11 protein-coding genes are annotated in these 16472 nt (G+C 63.4%); 7 read left to right on the top strand and 4 right to left on the bottom strand.

Going from position 1 to position 16472, the window contains the following annotated elements:
- Window positions 1-780 (bottom strand): ABC transporter ATP-binding protein, encoded by a 780-nt coding sequence (locus PCO31110_RS05240; protein ID WP_010806616.1) that lies wholly within the window; start codon window positions 778-780, stop codon window positions 1-3.
- Between the two features lie 514 nt (window positions 781-1294).
- On the bottom strand, window positions 1295-2929 hold the full coding sequence (locus tag PCO31110_RS05235) for a GMC family oxidoreductase (protein ID WP_010806620.1): 1635 nt from the start codon (window positions 2927-2929) through the stop codon (window positions 1295-1297).
- A gap of 321 nt (window positions 2930-3250) precedes the next feature.
- Between PCO31110_RS05235 and PCO31110_RS05230 the strand changes: the two genes are divergently transcribed.
- From PCO31110_RS05230 to PCO31110_RS05200, 7 genes are all read left to right on the top strand, one after another.
- Window positions 3251-4126 (top strand): LysR family transcriptional regulator, encoded by an 876-nt coding sequence (locus PCO31110_RS05230; protein ID WP_010806621.1) that lies wholly within the window; start codon window positions 3251-3253, stop codon window positions 4124-4126.
- A gap of 214 nt (window positions 4127-4340) precedes the next feature.
- Complete coding sequence (fumC, locus tag PCO31110_RS05225; protein ID WP_246189727.1) at window positions 4341-5729, top strand: class II fumarate hydratase; 1389 nt, start codon at window positions 4341-4343, stop codon at window positions 5727-5729.
- 38 nt (window positions 5730-5767) lie between these two features.
- Window positions 5768-6670 (top strand): LysR substrate-binding domain-containing protein, encoded by a 903-nt coding sequence (locus PCO31110_RS05220; RefSeq protein WP_150689790.1) that lies wholly within the window; start codon window positions 5768-5770, stop codon window positions 6668-6670.
- A gap of 238 nt (window positions 6671-6908) precedes the next feature.
- Window positions 6909-8189, top strand: a complete 1281-nt coding sequence (locus tag PCO31110_RS05215) for an MFS transporter (RefSeq protein ID WP_010806624.1) — start codon at window positions 6909-6911, stop codon at window positions 8187-8189.
- 64 nt (window positions 8190-8253) lie between these two features.
- On the top strand, window positions 8254-9483 hold the full coding sequence (locus tag PCO31110_RS05210) for a metal-dependent hydrolase family protein (RefSeq protein ID WP_150689789.1): 1230 nt from the start codon (window positions 8254-8256) through the stop codon (window positions 9481-9483).
- 292 nt (window positions 9484-9775) lie between these two features.
- Window positions 9776-10939, top strand: coding sequence for a hypothetical protein (locus tag PCO31110_RS05205; RefSeq protein ID WP_010806626.1), 1164 nt, complete (start codon window positions 9776-9778; stop codon window positions 10937-10939).
- 54 nt (window positions 10940-10993) lie between these two features.
- Window positions 10994-11305, top strand: coding sequence for a hypothetical protein (locus tag PCO31110_RS05200; protein ID WP_150584265.1), 312 nt, complete (start codon window positions 10994-10996; stop codon window positions 11303-11305).
- A gap of 121 nt (window positions 11306-11426) precedes the next feature.
- On the opposite strand, the gene trpS is transcribed toward PCO31110_RS05200, so the two are convergent.
- Window positions 11427-12455 (bottom strand): tryptophan--tRNA ligase, encoded by a 1029-nt coding sequence (gene trpS / locus PCO31110_RS05195; RefSeq protein WP_150689788.1) that lies wholly within the window; start codon window positions 12453-12455, stop codon window positions 11427-11429.
- 290 nt (window positions 12456-12745) lie between these two features.
- On the bottom strand, window positions 12746-16351 hold the full coding sequence (locus PCO31110_RS05190) for an indolepyruvate ferredoxin oxidoreductase family protein (RefSeq protein ID WP_442417702.1): 3606 nt from the start codon (window positions 16349-16351) through the stop codon (window positions 12746-12748).
- Between the last annotated feature and the right edge of the window lie 121 nt (window positions 16352-16472).

The raw sequence follows: 16472 nt of genomic DNA, 5'->3' as shown, positions 1-16472 counted from the left end.
TCACCCGTGGGCTCCCTGCATTTCGCCGTCCGCGGTGCCCATATAGGCTTCCATCACCTGCGGATTCTTCGAGACTTCGTGATACGGGCCTTCGGCGAGCACCTCGCCGCGCTGAAGCACGGTGATGGTGTCGGAGATACCCGCGATCACATTCATGTTGTGCTCGACCATCAGAATCGTGCGGCCTGCCGACACTTTCTTGATGAGTGCGGTGACACGATCGACGTCTTCGTGGCCCATGCCTTGCGTGGGCTCGTCGAGCAACATTAGTTCGGGTTCCATAGCAAGTGTGGTTGCGATTTCGAGCGCGCGCTTGCGGCCGTATGGCAGTTCCACGGTGAGCGTATTGGCGAATTCGGTGAGACCGACCTCGGCGAGCAGTTCCATCGCACGGGTGTCGAGCTTGCGCAACGTGCGGTTACTGCGCCAGAAGTGGAACGCGGTGCCAAGGTTGCGTTGCAGACCGATGCGCACGTTCTCGAGCACGGTGAGGTGCGGGAAAACGGCAGAGATCTGGAACGAGCGGATGATGCCGCGCCGCGCAATTTGCGCCGGTGCTTCGCGGGTGATGTCTTCACCGTTGAAGGTAATCGCTCCCGCGCTGGGCACCAGGAATTTGGTGAGCAGGTTGAAGCAAGTGGTCTTGCCGGCGCCGTTCGGTCCAATGAGCGCATGAATGGTGCCGCGCGCGACGCGCAGGTCGACCCCGTTCACGGCGGTGAAGCCACGAAACTCTTTCGTGAGTCCGCGGGTTTCGAGAATGTAATCGTTGTTCGCCATGTCTCCTGCCACATTCCTGGTTGGCGGTGCGAGGCCGTCAAGCGCCACGGCACCATCGTCTGTGACAACCGCAAGGCAGGCAGATGACGCTATGGTCCGGCGTCGTCGGCGATATGCCCCACGTCCCGCATGTGGTGTCGAATTCTTGGTTCGATCGCACATAGGGAAACGTTATTGTGTGTGGTTTGCTGCAACGCGATCATTGGGATTTGCACTTAGCTTCGCACCCACCGAAACACGCATGCTCACTCGTGTTGCAGTACGTTCGATCGCACTACCCGGAGGTGCCACAAGCCCTTATGGCAAAAGGCTTTTGCGGCACACGCAAACGTGCGTCCGATAGCTTTTGGCGATGGACTCGTGTCGTTCGCGCAACCGACATTAGGTATTACTACGTAAGTTTTAGCGCCGCTGTCCGGATTTCCGGAAGGCGCACGGTCATGGCCGAGGCCGGAACCGGCGCCTGCGCTTCACCCAGAACGGTGAAACGCAGGCGCGTCGATATCGCGTTCGCTCACTGCCTGGCTTTGCGCCCCGCACGAATCATGTCGCTCGCGCGTTCGGCAATCATGATCGTCGGCGAGTTCGTATTGCCCGACGTAATCGCCGGCATGACAGAGGCGTCGACCACGCGCAGGTTCTGCACGCCGCGCACGCGCAACTGCGCATCGACGACGGCGTCGGGGTCGTCGGCGCGTCCCATGCGGCAGGTGCCGACGGGATGGAAGATCGTCGTGCCGATCTCGCCCGCCGCGCGCATCAGTTCCTCGTCGCTCTGGAACGACGGCCCCGGCAGATATTCGCGCGGCTCGTAACGCGCAAATGCCGGTGCCCCCACGATGCGACGCGTCAACCGGATAGCATCCGCCGCAACACGCAAGTCCGCTTCCGTCGACAGATAGTGCGGCGCGATGTTGGGCGCAACGCGCGCGTCCGGCGACGTCAGATGCACGTTGCCGCGCGACGTCGGCCGCAGGTTGCACACCGACGCCGTGAACGCGTTGAACTTGTGCAACGGCTCGCCGAAGCGCTCGAGCGACAACGGCTGTACGTGGTACTCGAGATCGGGCCGCGCCACGTCCTCCCGACTGCGGGCGAACGCACCCAATTGCGACGGCGCCATGCTCATCGGCCCACGCTGCGCAAACGCATATTGCATGCCGATCTTGAGCTTGCCGAACAGACTGTTGGCCGTGAGATTCAGCGTCGTGACACCGCGCAGTTTGTACACCGAGCGCAATTGCAGATGGTCCTGAAGGTTCTCGCCCACGCCCGGCAGATCGGCGACGACATCGATACCGAAGCCGCGCAGCCGCTCTGCGCTTCCGACGCCCGAGACTTCGAGCAGATGCGGCGAATTCACTGCCCCCGCCGCGAGAATCACCTCGGCGCTCGCGAGCGCCGTGAAGTCTTCATTGCCGCCGCGATACGCTACGCCGGTGCAACGCGTGCCGTCGAACGTCAGGCGGCTCACACTCGCCCCCGTGATGACGGTCAGATTCGGCCGCTGCATCGCCGGACGCAGAAAACCCTTCGCCGCACTCCAACGCACACCGCGCCGTTGATTCACTTCAAAATAGCCGATGCCGAAGTTGTCGCCGCGATTGAAATCGTCCGTCCTGGGAATGCCGATCTGCTCGGCGGCATCGGCAAACGAATCGAGCACGCGCCACGACAGACGCTGCTTCTCGACACGCCACTCGCCCCCGCCACCGTGAAACTCGGTGCCGCCCTTGTAGTGATCCTCGCTGCGCTTGAACAGCGGCAACACGTTGTCCCAACGCCAGCCGTCGTCGCCGGTCGCGTCGGCCCACGCGTCGTAGTCCTCGCGCTGACCGCGCATATAGATCATGCCGTTGATCGACGAGCTACCGCCCAGCACCCGCCCGCGCGGATACGCGAGCGAGCGGCCGCCGAGGCCCGCTTCCGCCTGCGTGCGATACAACCAGTCCGTGCGCGGATTGCCGATGCAATAGAGATAGCCGACGGGGATATGAATCCAGTGATAGTCGTCCTTGCCGCCCGCTTCGAGCAACAGCACGTTGACGTCGGGGTCCTGCGTGAGGCGATTGGCCAGCACACACCCGGCCGAGCCGGCCCCCACGATGATGTAATCGAAGCGCTCGTGCTTCGCTGCCTGCTTGCTCATTCCCGCATGTCTCCGTCAATGGCGCGGCACTCGCCATAGTGCGGTGCCGGCGCGGGTGCAGCACCCGACTGGGGTGGACTGTCGCCCACCGCTTCAGGTTCATTTTGTCAGCGGTGCCCGAATATCAGCATCGCTCATGTTTCATACCCCGAATTCCTCCTGCCCGCGACACGCTCGACGACACGCGCACCGGCAAGCACCAAGCGTACTGCGGCACACCGGCGCAAGCCAATGAGAAATTATCAAAAGCAATATAAGATCGGCTTATATTGCCCGTTACCCTCCACCGGGTAACGATTGCGGATTGCTAACGGCTGCCCCATGGAACTCGCCCATCTTCGCGCTTTCGTCGCCATCGCTCACGAAGGCAACCTTACCCGCGCCGCCCGGCGGCTGCATCTGACGCAACCGGCGGTCAGCCTTCAGGTCAAGGCGCTTCAGGAAGCGCTGCGTCTGACACTCTTCGCGCGCACGGCACAGGGACTGGCCCTCACCCGCGACGGACAAACGCTGTTGCCGCTGGCCGAGCGCATGCTCGCCGCGCTGACCGATCTTCAACAGGCCGCCGGTGCGCTACGGGAAACGGTGCGCGGACGCTTGCGTATCGGCACGATCCTCGATCCCGAATTCACCCGGCTGGGCGGGTTTCTCAAGCGTCTGGTCGAGTCGTATCCGCACATCGAGACGGCGCTGCGCCATGGCATGTCCGGCTCGGTGCTGCAGCAGGTGGGGCGCGGCGAACTCGACGTCGGCTTCTATCTCGGCCGCCCCGACCCGGTGCGCTATCACGCCATCACCCTCACGCCGTTCTCGTATCAAGTGCTCGCACCCGCCGGCTGGCGCGAGCGGGTGGCCCGGCGTGGATGGCGCGAACTCGCCGCACTGCCCTGGATCTGGACACCGCCAGAGTCGGCCCACCACCGTCTGCTGTCGGAACTGTTCGGCGCGCTCGGGGTGTCGCCCACCCGGGTTGCGGAAGTGGATCAGGAGCCGTCGATGCTCGATCTGGTGAAGTCGGGCATCGGGCTTTCGCTCGTGCGCGACTCGATTGCGCTACGCGAGGCCCGCGCCCACGGCCTGGTGATCGCCGACGGCGTGAGCGTGCCGACCGAACTCACGTTCGTCACGCTGGCCACGCGGCGCGACGAACCCGCCATCGCCGCCGCCTTACAGTTGGTGGCTGCCGTATGGGCCTGAGCGATCCGGCAACGGTCTGCGTACGCCGGCACCCCCTGCCTGGCGTCACAATTCCGGCGCATAATCCATGCCTGCTCAGGCCTCCCGTTCACGACATTCGAAATGGCCGCGCTCCCCGCAATGCATTCCCACGTCATGGCATGTCACCCCTGTGCTGCCATGCCGGAACCTTACTAAAGCTCTAGAATTCAATTCTCTCTTCGAGGAGTCGATCATGTCTGTGAGAATGGAACGCGATACTTTCGGCGAAATTGCGGTGCCCGCCGATCGTCTGTGGGGTGCCCAAACGCAGCGCTCGCTGCAGAACTTCAAGATTTCCACCGAAAAGATGCCGCGCGAACTCGTGCGCGCGCTCGCTCGCGTGAAACGCGCCGCCGCCCAGGTCAACAAGGACCTCGGCATGCTCGACGCGAAGAAGGCCGACGCCATCATCAAGGCCGCCGACGAAGTGATCGATGGCCAGCATGACGACGAATTCCCGCTGGCCGTGTGGCAGACCGGCTCGGGCACGCAGTCGAACATGAACATGAACGAAGTGCTCGCCAATCGCGCCAGCGAACTGCTTGGCGGCGTGCGCGGCGAAGCGCGCAGCGTGCACCCCAACGATGACGTGAACAAGGGCCAGTCGTCGAACGACGTGTTCCCGACGGCCATGAGCGTGGCCGCCCTCGACGCCCTCGTCAACCATCTCAAGCCCAACGTCGGCCAACTGCGCGACACGCTCGCCGCCAAGGCCCACGCCTATGACGACATCGTCAAGATCGGCCGCACCCACCTCCAGGACGCCACGCCGCTCACGCTCGGTCAGGAAATTTCGGGCTGGGTCGCGCAGATCAACCACGGCCTGAAGCACGTCGACGACGCCCTGCCCCACGTGGCGGAACTCGCACTCGGCGGCACGGCCGTCGGCACGGGCCTGAACGCGCATCCGGAATTCGCGAAGAAAGTGGCCGACGCGCTCGCACGCGACACCGGGCTGCCGTTCGTCACCGCGCCGAACAAGTTCGAAGCGCTCGCCGCCAACGACGCCATCGTCAACGCGCACGGCGCGCTCAAGACGCTCGCCGCCAGCCTGATGAAGATTGCCAACGACGTGCGCTGGCTGGCCAGCGGCCCGCGTTGCGGCATTGGCGAACTGATGATCCCGGAAAACGAACCGGGCAGCTCGATCATGCCGGGCAAAGTCAACCCGACCCAATGCGAAGCGATGACGATGCTGTGCGCTCAGGTGCTCGGTAACGACGTGGCGATCAACATCGGCGGCTCGATGGGCAACTTCGAGCTGAACGTGTTCAAGCCGATGCTCATCCACAACTTCCTGCAAAGCGTACGCGTGCTCGCCGACGGCGCCGTGAGCTTCAACGACAACTGCGCCATCGGTATCGAACCGAATCGCGCCCGCATCGCCTCGCTGCTCGAGGAGTCGCTCATGCTCGTGACCGCGCTCAACCCGCACATCGGTTACGACAAAGCCGCGCAGATCGCCAAGAAGGCGCACAAGGAAGGCACCACGCTTAAGGCGGCCGCCCTCGCCCTCGGCCATGTGACGGACGAGCAGTTCGACGCGTGGGTTCGCCCCGAGCAGATGGTCGGCAAGCGCTGATTCCTCGTTAGCGCCACACCGCCCCTCGTCACCGACGCATGCCCATTTCGCCGTTGCCTCCGCTGCATTGCCTGATTGCTTTCGACGCTGCCGTGCGGCACGCAAGCTTCACCCGGGCCGCAGCGGAACTCAACCTCACGCAAAGCGCCGTGAGCCGGCAGATCGCGCAGCTCGAGGAATTCCTCGGGCGCGCGCTCTTCACACGCGAACATCGCACGCTGCGGCTGACGGTGGCCGGACAACGCTACGCCGAGCAGATTCAGCGTCTGCTTGGCGAGTGCGCCGAAGCCACCGCCGATCTGATGAAGCGGCGCGGCGATCTCGATCTCACCGTGGCCTGTTCGTCCGGTGTGGCCGTGTTGTGGATGACACCGCAACTCATGCGCTTTCGCGCCGCCCATCCCGACATCAAAATTCGCGTGATCGTGAAAGACGGCATCACGTCGCTTTCCGCGTCGGAGTTCGATCTCGGCGTGTATTACGTGCGTAACGACCTGCCGCCGGCCTTCGCCGGACGGCGTCTGTTCGACGAGGAAGTCTTCCCCGTCTGTTCCCCCGCCTACCTCGACGGCCGCAAGCTCACGCCCGCCGATCTCGTCAACGAGACGCTGCTTCTCGTCGAAGACGGCCAGCGCAAGTGGATGTCATGGCCCGACTGGTTCGAGCTGCAAGGTGTCGGTGCCCGGAAATTCCCCCGCATGGTGAGCGCCAATCACTATCCGCTGCTCGTGCAGATGGCCATCGAAGGCGGCGGCATGGTGATGGGATGGCGTCACATGATCGACTCATGTCTCGACGCCGGCTTGCTCGTTCGCGCGTGCGAAGCGACCGCGAGTCTGGGCGGCGGCTACTACCTCATATGGCCTGCCGAGCGCCATGAGCATGCCGCAGCGCGAATTTTCCGCAACTGGATTTATTCCGAAACTCGTTTCCCATCATAGGGGTTACGTGTTTTTTTGAAAGTTGCCATGCGCCACACGCATGGCAACATGCGGAATTATCGTTTGGCCTGTCATTTTGTATGCACTACTTTGTGCTCTATCCGCGCACGTACACCGAGGCCATCGGGCCGCTTGTGCCCGGCTTCGGCAGACGTGATTCGACAAAAGCAGGCGTATTACCGGCATGACGTGAAAGCAAAGCACGCAACGGACGCCACCTATCCTCCGGGAGACCCAGATGCAGGCGACCTACGCAGTGCCTCAAGACAATATGGCTCGTCAGCGCCGTCACGCGATCGTGGCGACGGTGATCGGCAACGGTCTTGAATGGTTCGACTTCACCGTCTACAGCTTCTTCGCAGCCATTATCGCGAAACAGTTTTTCCCCACCGGCGACGATCTGTCGTCGTTCCTGCTCGCTGTCGCGACCTTTGGCGTGGGCTTCTTCATGCGCCCGGTCGGCGGCATCGTGCTCGGCATCTATTCCGACCGCGTGGGCCGCAAGGCAGCCCTGTCGCTCACCATTCTGCTCATGGCTGCCGGTACCGCGATGATCGGTCTGGCCCCGACCTACGATCAGATCGGTCTGGCCGCCCCCCTCATCATCGTGCTGGCGCGTTTGCTGCAAGGCTTCTCGGCCGGCGGCGAAATGGGTGGTGCAACCGCCTTCCTGACCGAATACGCCCCCGCCAATCAGCGCGCTTACTACTCGGCATGGATTCAATCGAGCATCGGCTTCGCCGTGTTGCTTGGCGCTGCCGTGGGTACGTTCGTCACGACGGAACTCGATAAGGCCTCGCTCGAATCCTGGGGCTGGCGTGTGCCGTTCATCGTCGGCATGCTGATCGGCCCGGTGGGTTTCTACATCCGTAACAAGATCGACGAAACGCCGACGTTCCAGCACGCCGAGAAGTCGGATACGCCGCTGCGCGACGTGTTCTCGCAGTATCCGCGCGAGACGCTCGCCAGCTTCTCGATGGTCGTGCTGTGGACGATCTGCACCTACGTGCTGCTGTTCTACATGCCGACGTATGCCCAGCGCGTGCTCAAGCTGCCCGCGTCCTACGGCTTCACGGCAGGCATGGTCGGCGGCGCAATGATTCTCGTGTTCGCACCCGTAGTGGGACGTCTGGCAGATCGCTACGGCCGCCGGCCGTTCCTGTCGGGTTCCGCACTGCTGATTCTGTTGCTTGCATGGCCGATGTTCACGTACCTGAACGTGGCGCCGGGTCTGCAATCGCTGCTCACGTTCCAGATCGTCTTCGGTCTGCTCATCGCCTGCTATACCGGCCCGATTCTCGCAGCGTTCGCCGAGCTGTTCCCGGCGAAGGTGCTCTCGACCGGGCTGTCGGTGGCCTATAACTTCGCGGTGACGATCTTCGGCGGCTTCGCTGCGCTCATCATCACGTGGCTGATCGCCCGCACGGGCAGCAACATGGCCCCGGCCATCTACGTGATCGTCGCGGCCACCATCAGCCTGATCGGCACGCGCTTCGTGAAGCCACTGCCCAAGGCCTGAGTTTTCTCTCATCGAGGCGCGCCCTGACCGGCGCGCCTTGTGTCTTTTGCAAGGAACTCCCCCCATGTCCGTTACCCTGCTTCGCGGCGGCAATGTGCTCGATGCGGCCGCCGGTCGTCTGCTCGAGCGTCACGACGTTGTTATCGAGGGCGATCGCATCACCGCTGTCAGCGCCACACCGCTCGATATCGATGGCGCCACGGTGATCGACGTCACCGGCAAGACCGTCATGCCCGGCATGATCGACTGCCATGTGCACGTGCTCGCCTCGCATCCCAACCTCGGCACGAACGCCAGCCAGCCGAACGTGCTCACTGTGCTCAAGTCGCTGCCGATCATGCAAGGCATGCTCAATCGCGGCTTTACGACCGTGCGCGACGCCGGCGGTGCCGACTGGGCACTGCAACAGGCCATTGAGCAAGGCGTGATTCCCGGCCCGCGCATTTTCCCGTCGGGCAAGGCGCTCTCGCAGACGGGCGGTCACGGCGATTTTCGGCCGCGCAGCGATACGCTCGAGCCGTGTTCGTGCGCGTTTCGCGCCGGGGCGATTGCCCGCGTGGTCGACGGCGTCGATCCGATCCGCCTCGCCGTGCGCGAGGAGATTCAGAAGGGCGCCACGCAGATCAAGCTGATGGCCTCGGGAGGGGTGGCATCGCCGGTCGATCCCATCGCCAATACGCAGTACTCGGAAGATGAAATCCGCGCCGCCGTGGCCGAAGCCGAAGCCGCGCAAACCTATGTGATGGCTCACGCCTACACGCCGCGTGCGATTGCGCGAGCTGTGCGTTGCGGAGTGCGTACCATCGAGCACGGCAATTTGTGCGATGCCGAGACGGCGAAGCTCATGGCCGAGAAAGGCGCCTATGTGGTGCCCACGCTGGTCACGTACGACGCCCTGGCCAAGGACGGTGCATCGCTGGGCCTGCCGCCGGAATCGGTCGCGAAGGTGGAAAGCGTGCAGCGCGCCGGTCGCGAATCGCTGTCGATCTATCGCGACGCGGGCGTGAAGATGGGCTTCGGCTCCGACCTGCTCGGCGATATGCACAAGTACCAGTCGGACGAGTTGACAATTCGTGCCGGCGTGCTGGGCACGGCCGACACGCTGCGCTCGGCCACGGTCGTCAGTGCGGAGATTCTGAATCGCGTGGGCGAACTGGGGGTGATCGCACCGGGCGCACTGGCCGATGTGCTGGTCGTCGATGGGAATCCGCTCGAATCGATTGAGGTACTCACCGGTCAGGGTGAAGGTATTCGCTGGGTCTTCAAGGACGGCAAGGTCGCGAAGCAACCGTAAGCTGCGGTGCTCACTGCCCCGCGTGATCGCGTAATGGGCACTGCATCGCCATATGAGCGCCTCTGCTGGTTTGGATCGGGTAACTCGGCTTAACACTGCTTTACACGGCCTAACACGAATAACGCCGCGATGTCTCGCACATCGCGGCGTTTCCTTTTTTGCCTCGCCGATACCACCGTCGCTCAAGATCACGCGACACCTCGTTTACAACAATCCGTCAAACGAATGAAAAGCGCACGCGGGCGACGCTGCCTAGACTTCGTGAAATGTTGTCGACGGAGGGTCCCCCCAAATGAAGCTCGTTCCGCAAAACTACATATCGCTTGGCTTCGACACCGTGGCCCCGCCATGGCCGACTGCCGATTCCACGACCTCCCCCGAATGGAAGCATGTTGCCGTTCGCCAGCAGATGCCGATCGTCGGCGCGTCATCGCCGCCTGCCGACACCTCTCCCACCATCGAGACCCTGCGCGAGGGCATCCTCGAGAGCTTCGCCACGATCAAGCGCGACTGGAATGCCGCTGCGCAAACGGTCGCCCCCGACGCAGTCCGCGGGAAATTATCCAACGAGTACGACGTCATCGTCAGACTGTCCGAAGCCGTCTCCACCCATCAGGCGTCCGACCTCCTCAGCATCGATAAGCTGATCGAGACGTTCGAGAGCGCGGTCGAGAGAATCTGCGATGCCCGCGATATTTCCCTGACGTCGCTCAAGATCAGGAGCGTCGACGCGCAACGCTCGATCTCCGACCCTGAACAATTGATGCCGAAAGCACGGGCCGCATTCGAAGCACTGGGGCACTTGAAAGCGGCGCTCGACACGATGGTGTGCGCGTCGTCCGCGCGACGGCTTCTGGAAGACAAGCGTCAGGGCCTGAACGGCGCCAACATGACGCCAGAGGGGCTCAAACAGGCCAAGGCGGAGTTGCACAAAGCGTTCGAAGTCACGGGCGACCTGCTCAGCAAGACCGAGCCGCTGATTCATCACTATCTGACGCAGGCGCAGACCGCCATTCCGGGAGAGAAACGGCGATGGAAGACGAAAATCGCGATCCTCGTCACGTTTCTCGTCATCACCGTATCGTTGGGTGTGGCGTCGATAGCGGTTCCCGCGCTGTTGCCTGCGCTTGCGGGCCTCGCCCTCGGGCTGAAGATCGCCACGACAGGGGTCGGCATCCTGACCGCACTCAACGGGATCTGCAACGTCTTCGCGTACGCGCGCAATCGCGGCTGGGGTCAGCTATCTAACGAAATCACCGCAGTCAAGAATCTGAACGACGCCATCAATCGGGGAATAGAAGCCAGACATGGGATCCATCAGTCTGGCGCGACCACGCAGATACAAGAGCGTCTCGACAAGATCAATCACGAAATCACGCACGCCACACGCAATCAACGCACATTGAACCGAAAGTTCGAGAATTTCGACCGCGACGACATCAAAACCCAACTTTGACGGCGGGCCAAAGGGGTCGGAGACGGTCTAGTCACCAAGAGGAGGAAATCCATCATGCGTCCTACCAGCAACGCCTTTTTTGCGCCCGCGGCCGATCCGGGGCAAAGCTATCGAGCCGCCGCCGCCGAAGGCCGGATCATCGACACCCTGACCGACATTGAGACCGGACTGTCGGAGCTTCTGAGTATGCAGAACGCAGCACTCTCGCGCATCGACCATCTCATCGCCCAATCGGGCACGCGCACCGTGACGCGAGCCGCCTCCGCCGACAATGCGCAATCCTCGCAACGTGTCGAAGCGCTAAGGAGCGACATCACGCGCTGCCGGTCGTGCGGCAACCTCGAGACGATCTCCACGCAGCTCTGATACCTCCGCCGAGCGCTGGTTTGCAGTGCCCCGACACAAGCGCCAACGACCATAAAAAAAAGCAGCCCGGATGGGCTGCTTTCTTCTTTGCCGATAACACCGTCGGGCGAGTCGGCAAGCCTTACTTCTTCCAGCCCGGCGTGACAAACACCGAGCGCACGTCGTCGAGCGTTAGCGCGACCGTTTCGCGTGCGCGTTCGGTGCCCGCACGCAGCATGTCCCACACGAAGTCCGGATTCCTGGCGTATTCCTCACGGCGCTCGCGCATCGGGCGAAGCATTTCCTGCAATCGCTCTTCCAGACGCGCCTTTACCTTCGAGTCGGCCAGACCGCCGCGCACATAGTGATCCTTGAGCGCCTGCAACCCTTCCTTGTCCTCGTCGAAGGCATCGAGATAGGCGAACGCGACGTTACCTTCGAGGTGCCCCGGATCTTCCACCTTCAGATGCAGCGGGTCGGTGTAGCACTTCTTCACCGCAGCGCGGATCTCGTCCGGCGTCGACGAAATATTGATCGCGTTGCCCAGCGACTTGCTCATCTTGGCCTTGCCGTCGATGCCCGGCAAACGTCCGATCGGCGGCACCAGCGCCTTCGTTTCGACGAGGATCTCGCGATCGGCCAGACGGTTCAGACGGCGCACGATTTCGTTCGTCTGCTCGATCATCGGCAACTGATCTTCGCCAACCGGCACGAGCGTGGCGCGAAACGCCGTGATGTCCGCCGCCTGACTCACCGGATACGTGAGGAAGCCGGCCGGAATGTCGCGCTCGAAGTTGCGCAGAACGATCTCCTGCTTGACGGTCGGATTGCGCTCCAGGCGCGCCACGGTCACCAGATTCAGATAATAGAACGTGAGTTCGGTCAGCTCGGGCAGCCACGTCTGCACGCAGATGGTCGTCACCGTCGGATCGATGCCGACAGCCAGATAGTCGAGCGCCACTTCCGAGACGTTTCGGTGAACCTTGCCGCGATCGTCCGTATTGTCGGTCAACGCCTGCGCGTCGGCGACCAGAATGAACTGCTTGTACTCGTGCTGATACGCCACGCGGTTTTTCAGACTGCCGACGTAGTGACCCAAATGCAGCGGGCCGGTCGGGCGGTCACCCGTGAGGATCACCTTGCGATCCGCAGGTGCCTTCGAAACACTCATTTTCCTCTCCGTAATCAAGCGCTTATGGCAATTCCCGACGCCTCGCGGGCAGTCGACGGCTTCCCGTCGTCACGCCCTCTGCGGCATCCGGTTCACCCAGTTGCGTCAACCGTAACCCCCGAATGGTAGCGCGTCGGCCCGATGACAGTACAGAAACGCGCTCGGTGCGGGTCGGCACCTCCGGCGACGAAGCATGCGTGCGCCCATGAAAAACGGGGGCCGCAGCCCCCGTTCCGTGCATTTCGAGCATCAACGCCGATCCGAAACCGGCATCCGCTCCCCCAAGCGGCTCAGCGTGACGTCACCACCGGAATGCCTGCCAGCGACTTGCCGCGCTTGCGCGCGTGCGCCAGCGCCTGCTCGACGGCGTTACCGGTGGCCGGCGTCACGCCCAGCCGGCCGGCGATCGTGGCTTCGACGCGCTTGGCCATCGCCAGATTCGCGAGCTTCACATGACCGTAGCCGCGAATCTTTGCCGGGGCTTCGGCCAGCGCCACCCCATCGGCCAGCGTATCGGCCGACAGACAGGCCAACGCACGTTCGATCGTCGTACGGTAGTCCGCGATCAACTGACGCTCCATGCGGCGCTCCAGCGTGTAACCGAAGACGTCGAGCGCCCCGCCGCGCAACCCGCGCAGCTTCGCCATCCCCCGCAGCACCGGCCACAGCCACGGCCCAATGGTCACCTTCTTCGGTGCCGCGCCGTTCTTGCCGCGTGCGATGAGCGGCGGTGCCATATGGAACTCAAGGCGGAAGTCGCGACCCGGCTTGCCTTCGAAGGCCTCGCCCAACGAATCGGCAAACGCCGTGTGCGCATACAGGCGAGCCACTTCGTACTCGTCCTTGTAAGCCATCAGACGCGACAGTTGCTGCGCGACGGCGCGCGAGAGGCGTCCCGGTGCGCCGGACACCCGTGTTTCCGCATCGGCCACCCGCTTCACGAAGCTCGCGAATTGCGCCGCATACGCCGCGCTCTGGTACTGCGTGAGCAGATCCACACGGTGTGCGACGAGCGTATCGAACGTCATGTCGTCGGCGACCGGCGCATGCACCGGGGCATGCGCCGCCTTGGCCGACGTCTGCGTCAATGCCACCGGATCTCCCGCCGCCAACCGGCCGATCGCCAGCGCCAATTGGTTCATCGGCACCGCCACGTTGTTCAGTTCGATGGCGCGTTGCAGCGCGTGCAGCGATACCGGTACCAGACCCAGTTGCCATGCGAAGCCAAGCATGATGATGTTCGCGCCCATCGTGTCGCCGAGGAAACGCTGTGCGAGCGCTTGCGCGTCGCAGGCATCGAGCTTGGCGTTGCCTGCGGCGTGATGCATCTTCGCGAGCAGCGCGTCGGCGTGAAGATTCGCGTCGGGGTTCTGCACGAATGTCGCGTTCGGAATGGCGTGCGTGTTGACGACCACGCGCGTGCGGTCGCGACGCACGGTTTGCAGCGCATCGGCACTCGCGCCCACCACCATGTCGCAAGCGAGCAGCACGTCGGCCTGCTGCGTGTCGATACGCACCTGATTGAGCGCTTGCGGCGTGTTGGCGAAACGCACGAACGACAGCACGGCGCCGCCCTTCTGCGCGAAGCCCATGAAGTCGAGCACCGAGGCGCTCTTGCCTTCGAGGTGCGCCGCCATCGTGATGAGCGCGCCGATCGTCACCACTCCGGTGCCGCCCACGCCCGTGACCATGATGTCGAACGGCACGTCGCCCGCGAGCGCTGCCGGTTGAGGCAGCGCATTCAGACGTCCTTCAAAAGCCGCCTGATCGAACGCCGCTGCGAGCGCCTTCTTCAACTGCGCGCCCTTGACCGACACGAAGCTCGGGCAGAAACCGTTCACGCAGGAGAAGTCCTTGTTGCACGACGATTGATCGATGCGGCGCTTGCGTCCCAGCGCCGTTTCCACCGGTTCGACCGACAGACAATTCGAAGCCACGCCGCAATCGCCGCAGCCTTCGCAAACCGCCTCGTTGATGAACAGACGGCGATCCGGATTCGGGAACTCATTTTTCTTGCGGCGGCGACGCTTCTCGGCCGCGCATGTCTGATCGTAGATGAGCACAGTCGTGCCGGGAATCTCGCGCAGCTCGCGCTGCACAGCGTCGAGTTCGCTGCGATGGTGGAACGTCGTGCCCTTCGGAAACTGTCCTTCGTGACCGATGTACTTCTCCGGTTCGTCGCTCACCACGACGAGTTTTGCAATGCCCTCGGCTTCGACCTGGCGCGCAATCTGCGGCACCGAAATCGAGCCGTCGACCGGCTGGCCGCCCGTCATCGCCACGGCGTCGTTGTAAAGAATCTTGTAGGTGATGTTCGCCTTCGAGGCCACGGCCTGACGAATGGCGAGCAGGCCCGAGTGGAAGTACGTGCCGTCGCCCAGATTCTGGAAAACATGCGGACGTTTGGTGAAGTGCGAATGCGCGGCCCAGTCCACACCTTCGCCCCCCATCTGGATCAGCCCCGTGGTGTCGCGATCCATCCACGACGCCATGAAGTGACAACCGATACCCGCCTGCGCGATGGAGCCCTCGGGCACCTTCGTCGACGTATTGTGCGGACAACCCGAGCAGAAATACGGCACGCGACGCACACCGTCGGCCGCATTCGACAGAATCTCGTGCGCGACGAGATCGACCACACGCTCACGGCGATCCAGTGCCGGGCGATGCTTCGCCAGCCACTCGGCGAACACCGGCAGCACGCGCGACGGACGCAACTCGCCCAGCGCGGAGAGCAACGCGCGGCCTTCGGCGTCGGTCTTGCCGAGCACGATCGGACGCGTGCCCGTCGTGCGGTTGTAGAGATATTGCTTGATCTGCTGCTCGACGACCGGGCCCTTCTCCTCGATCACGAGGATTTCCTTCAGACCGGCGACGAAGGTGTCCAGACGCGACAGGTCAAGCGGAAACGACAGCCCGACCTTGTAGATGCGCACGCCGGCGGCGGCGAGATCGTCGACAGTGATGTCCAGGCGGCGCAGCGTCTCCATCAGGTCGAGATGTGCCTTGCCGCACGTCACGATTCCGATGTCGGCCTCGGGGGCGGGAGCGATCCACTTGTCGATGCTGTTCATACGGGAGAACGCACGCACGGCGTCGAGCTTGTCAGCCAGACGCGCTTCGAGTGCGAGGCTCGGTAAATCGGGCCAGCGGTTGTGCAGGCCGCCTGCCGGCGCGACGTAATCGAGCGGCTCGGTCCAGTCGGTGCGGATCTTGTCGAGGTCGACCGTGCCGCGCGACTCCACCGTCTCGGAGATCGCCTTGAGGCCCGCCCACGCGCCCGAGAAGCGCGACAGCGCATAGCCGTACAGACCGAATTCGACGAGTTCGCCGATGTCGGCCGGGTTGAGCACGGGCATGCTCCACGACATCATCGTGAAGTCGCTCTGATGCGGCATCGACGACGACACGCAGCCGTGATCGTCACCCGCGACCACGAGCACGCCGCCGTGACGTGATGCCCCGTAGGCGTTGCCATGCTTGAGCGCGTCGCCGGCACGGTCCACGCCCGGGCCCTTGCCGTACCACATGCCGAACACGCCTTCAACAGTGCGCTCGGGGTCGGCTTCCACGCGTTGCGTGCCCATGACGGCAGTGCCGCCCAGTTCCTCATTGATCGCCGGCAGGAACTTGACGTTGGCCGCATCGAGCAGTTTCTTCGCCTTCCACAACTGCTGATCCACGCCACCGAGCGGCGAGCCGCGATACCCGCTGACGAAGCCCGCCGAGTTCAGGCCACGGGCGGCGTCGAGTTGGTGTTGCATCAGCAAAATGCGCACGAGCGCCTGCGTACCGGTCAGGAAAATCTGACCGCGGCGGGCCGTGAGCGCGTCGGAGAGCTGGTAATCGGGATGGGCCAGGGGGTTGGCCGTCGGCGTCGCAAGCGCGGCGCGCATGGGGGCATTCATTGGGTATCTCCTGATCCCCGCAGCCAGCACCGGACGGATGTGACCGGGTGTCGGCCGTGCTTTGGGGAGCTTCTGTTCTGTTCGTCTCAACGCACTAGCCGCATAGCGC

This window comes from Pandoraea communis (genome assembly GCF_902459745.1).
Lineage (GTDB): Bacteria > Pseudomonadota > Gammaproteobacteria > Burkholderiales > Burkholderiaceae > Pandoraea > Pandoraea communis.
This window is presented reverse-complemented; position numbering and strand designations above follow the sequence as displayed.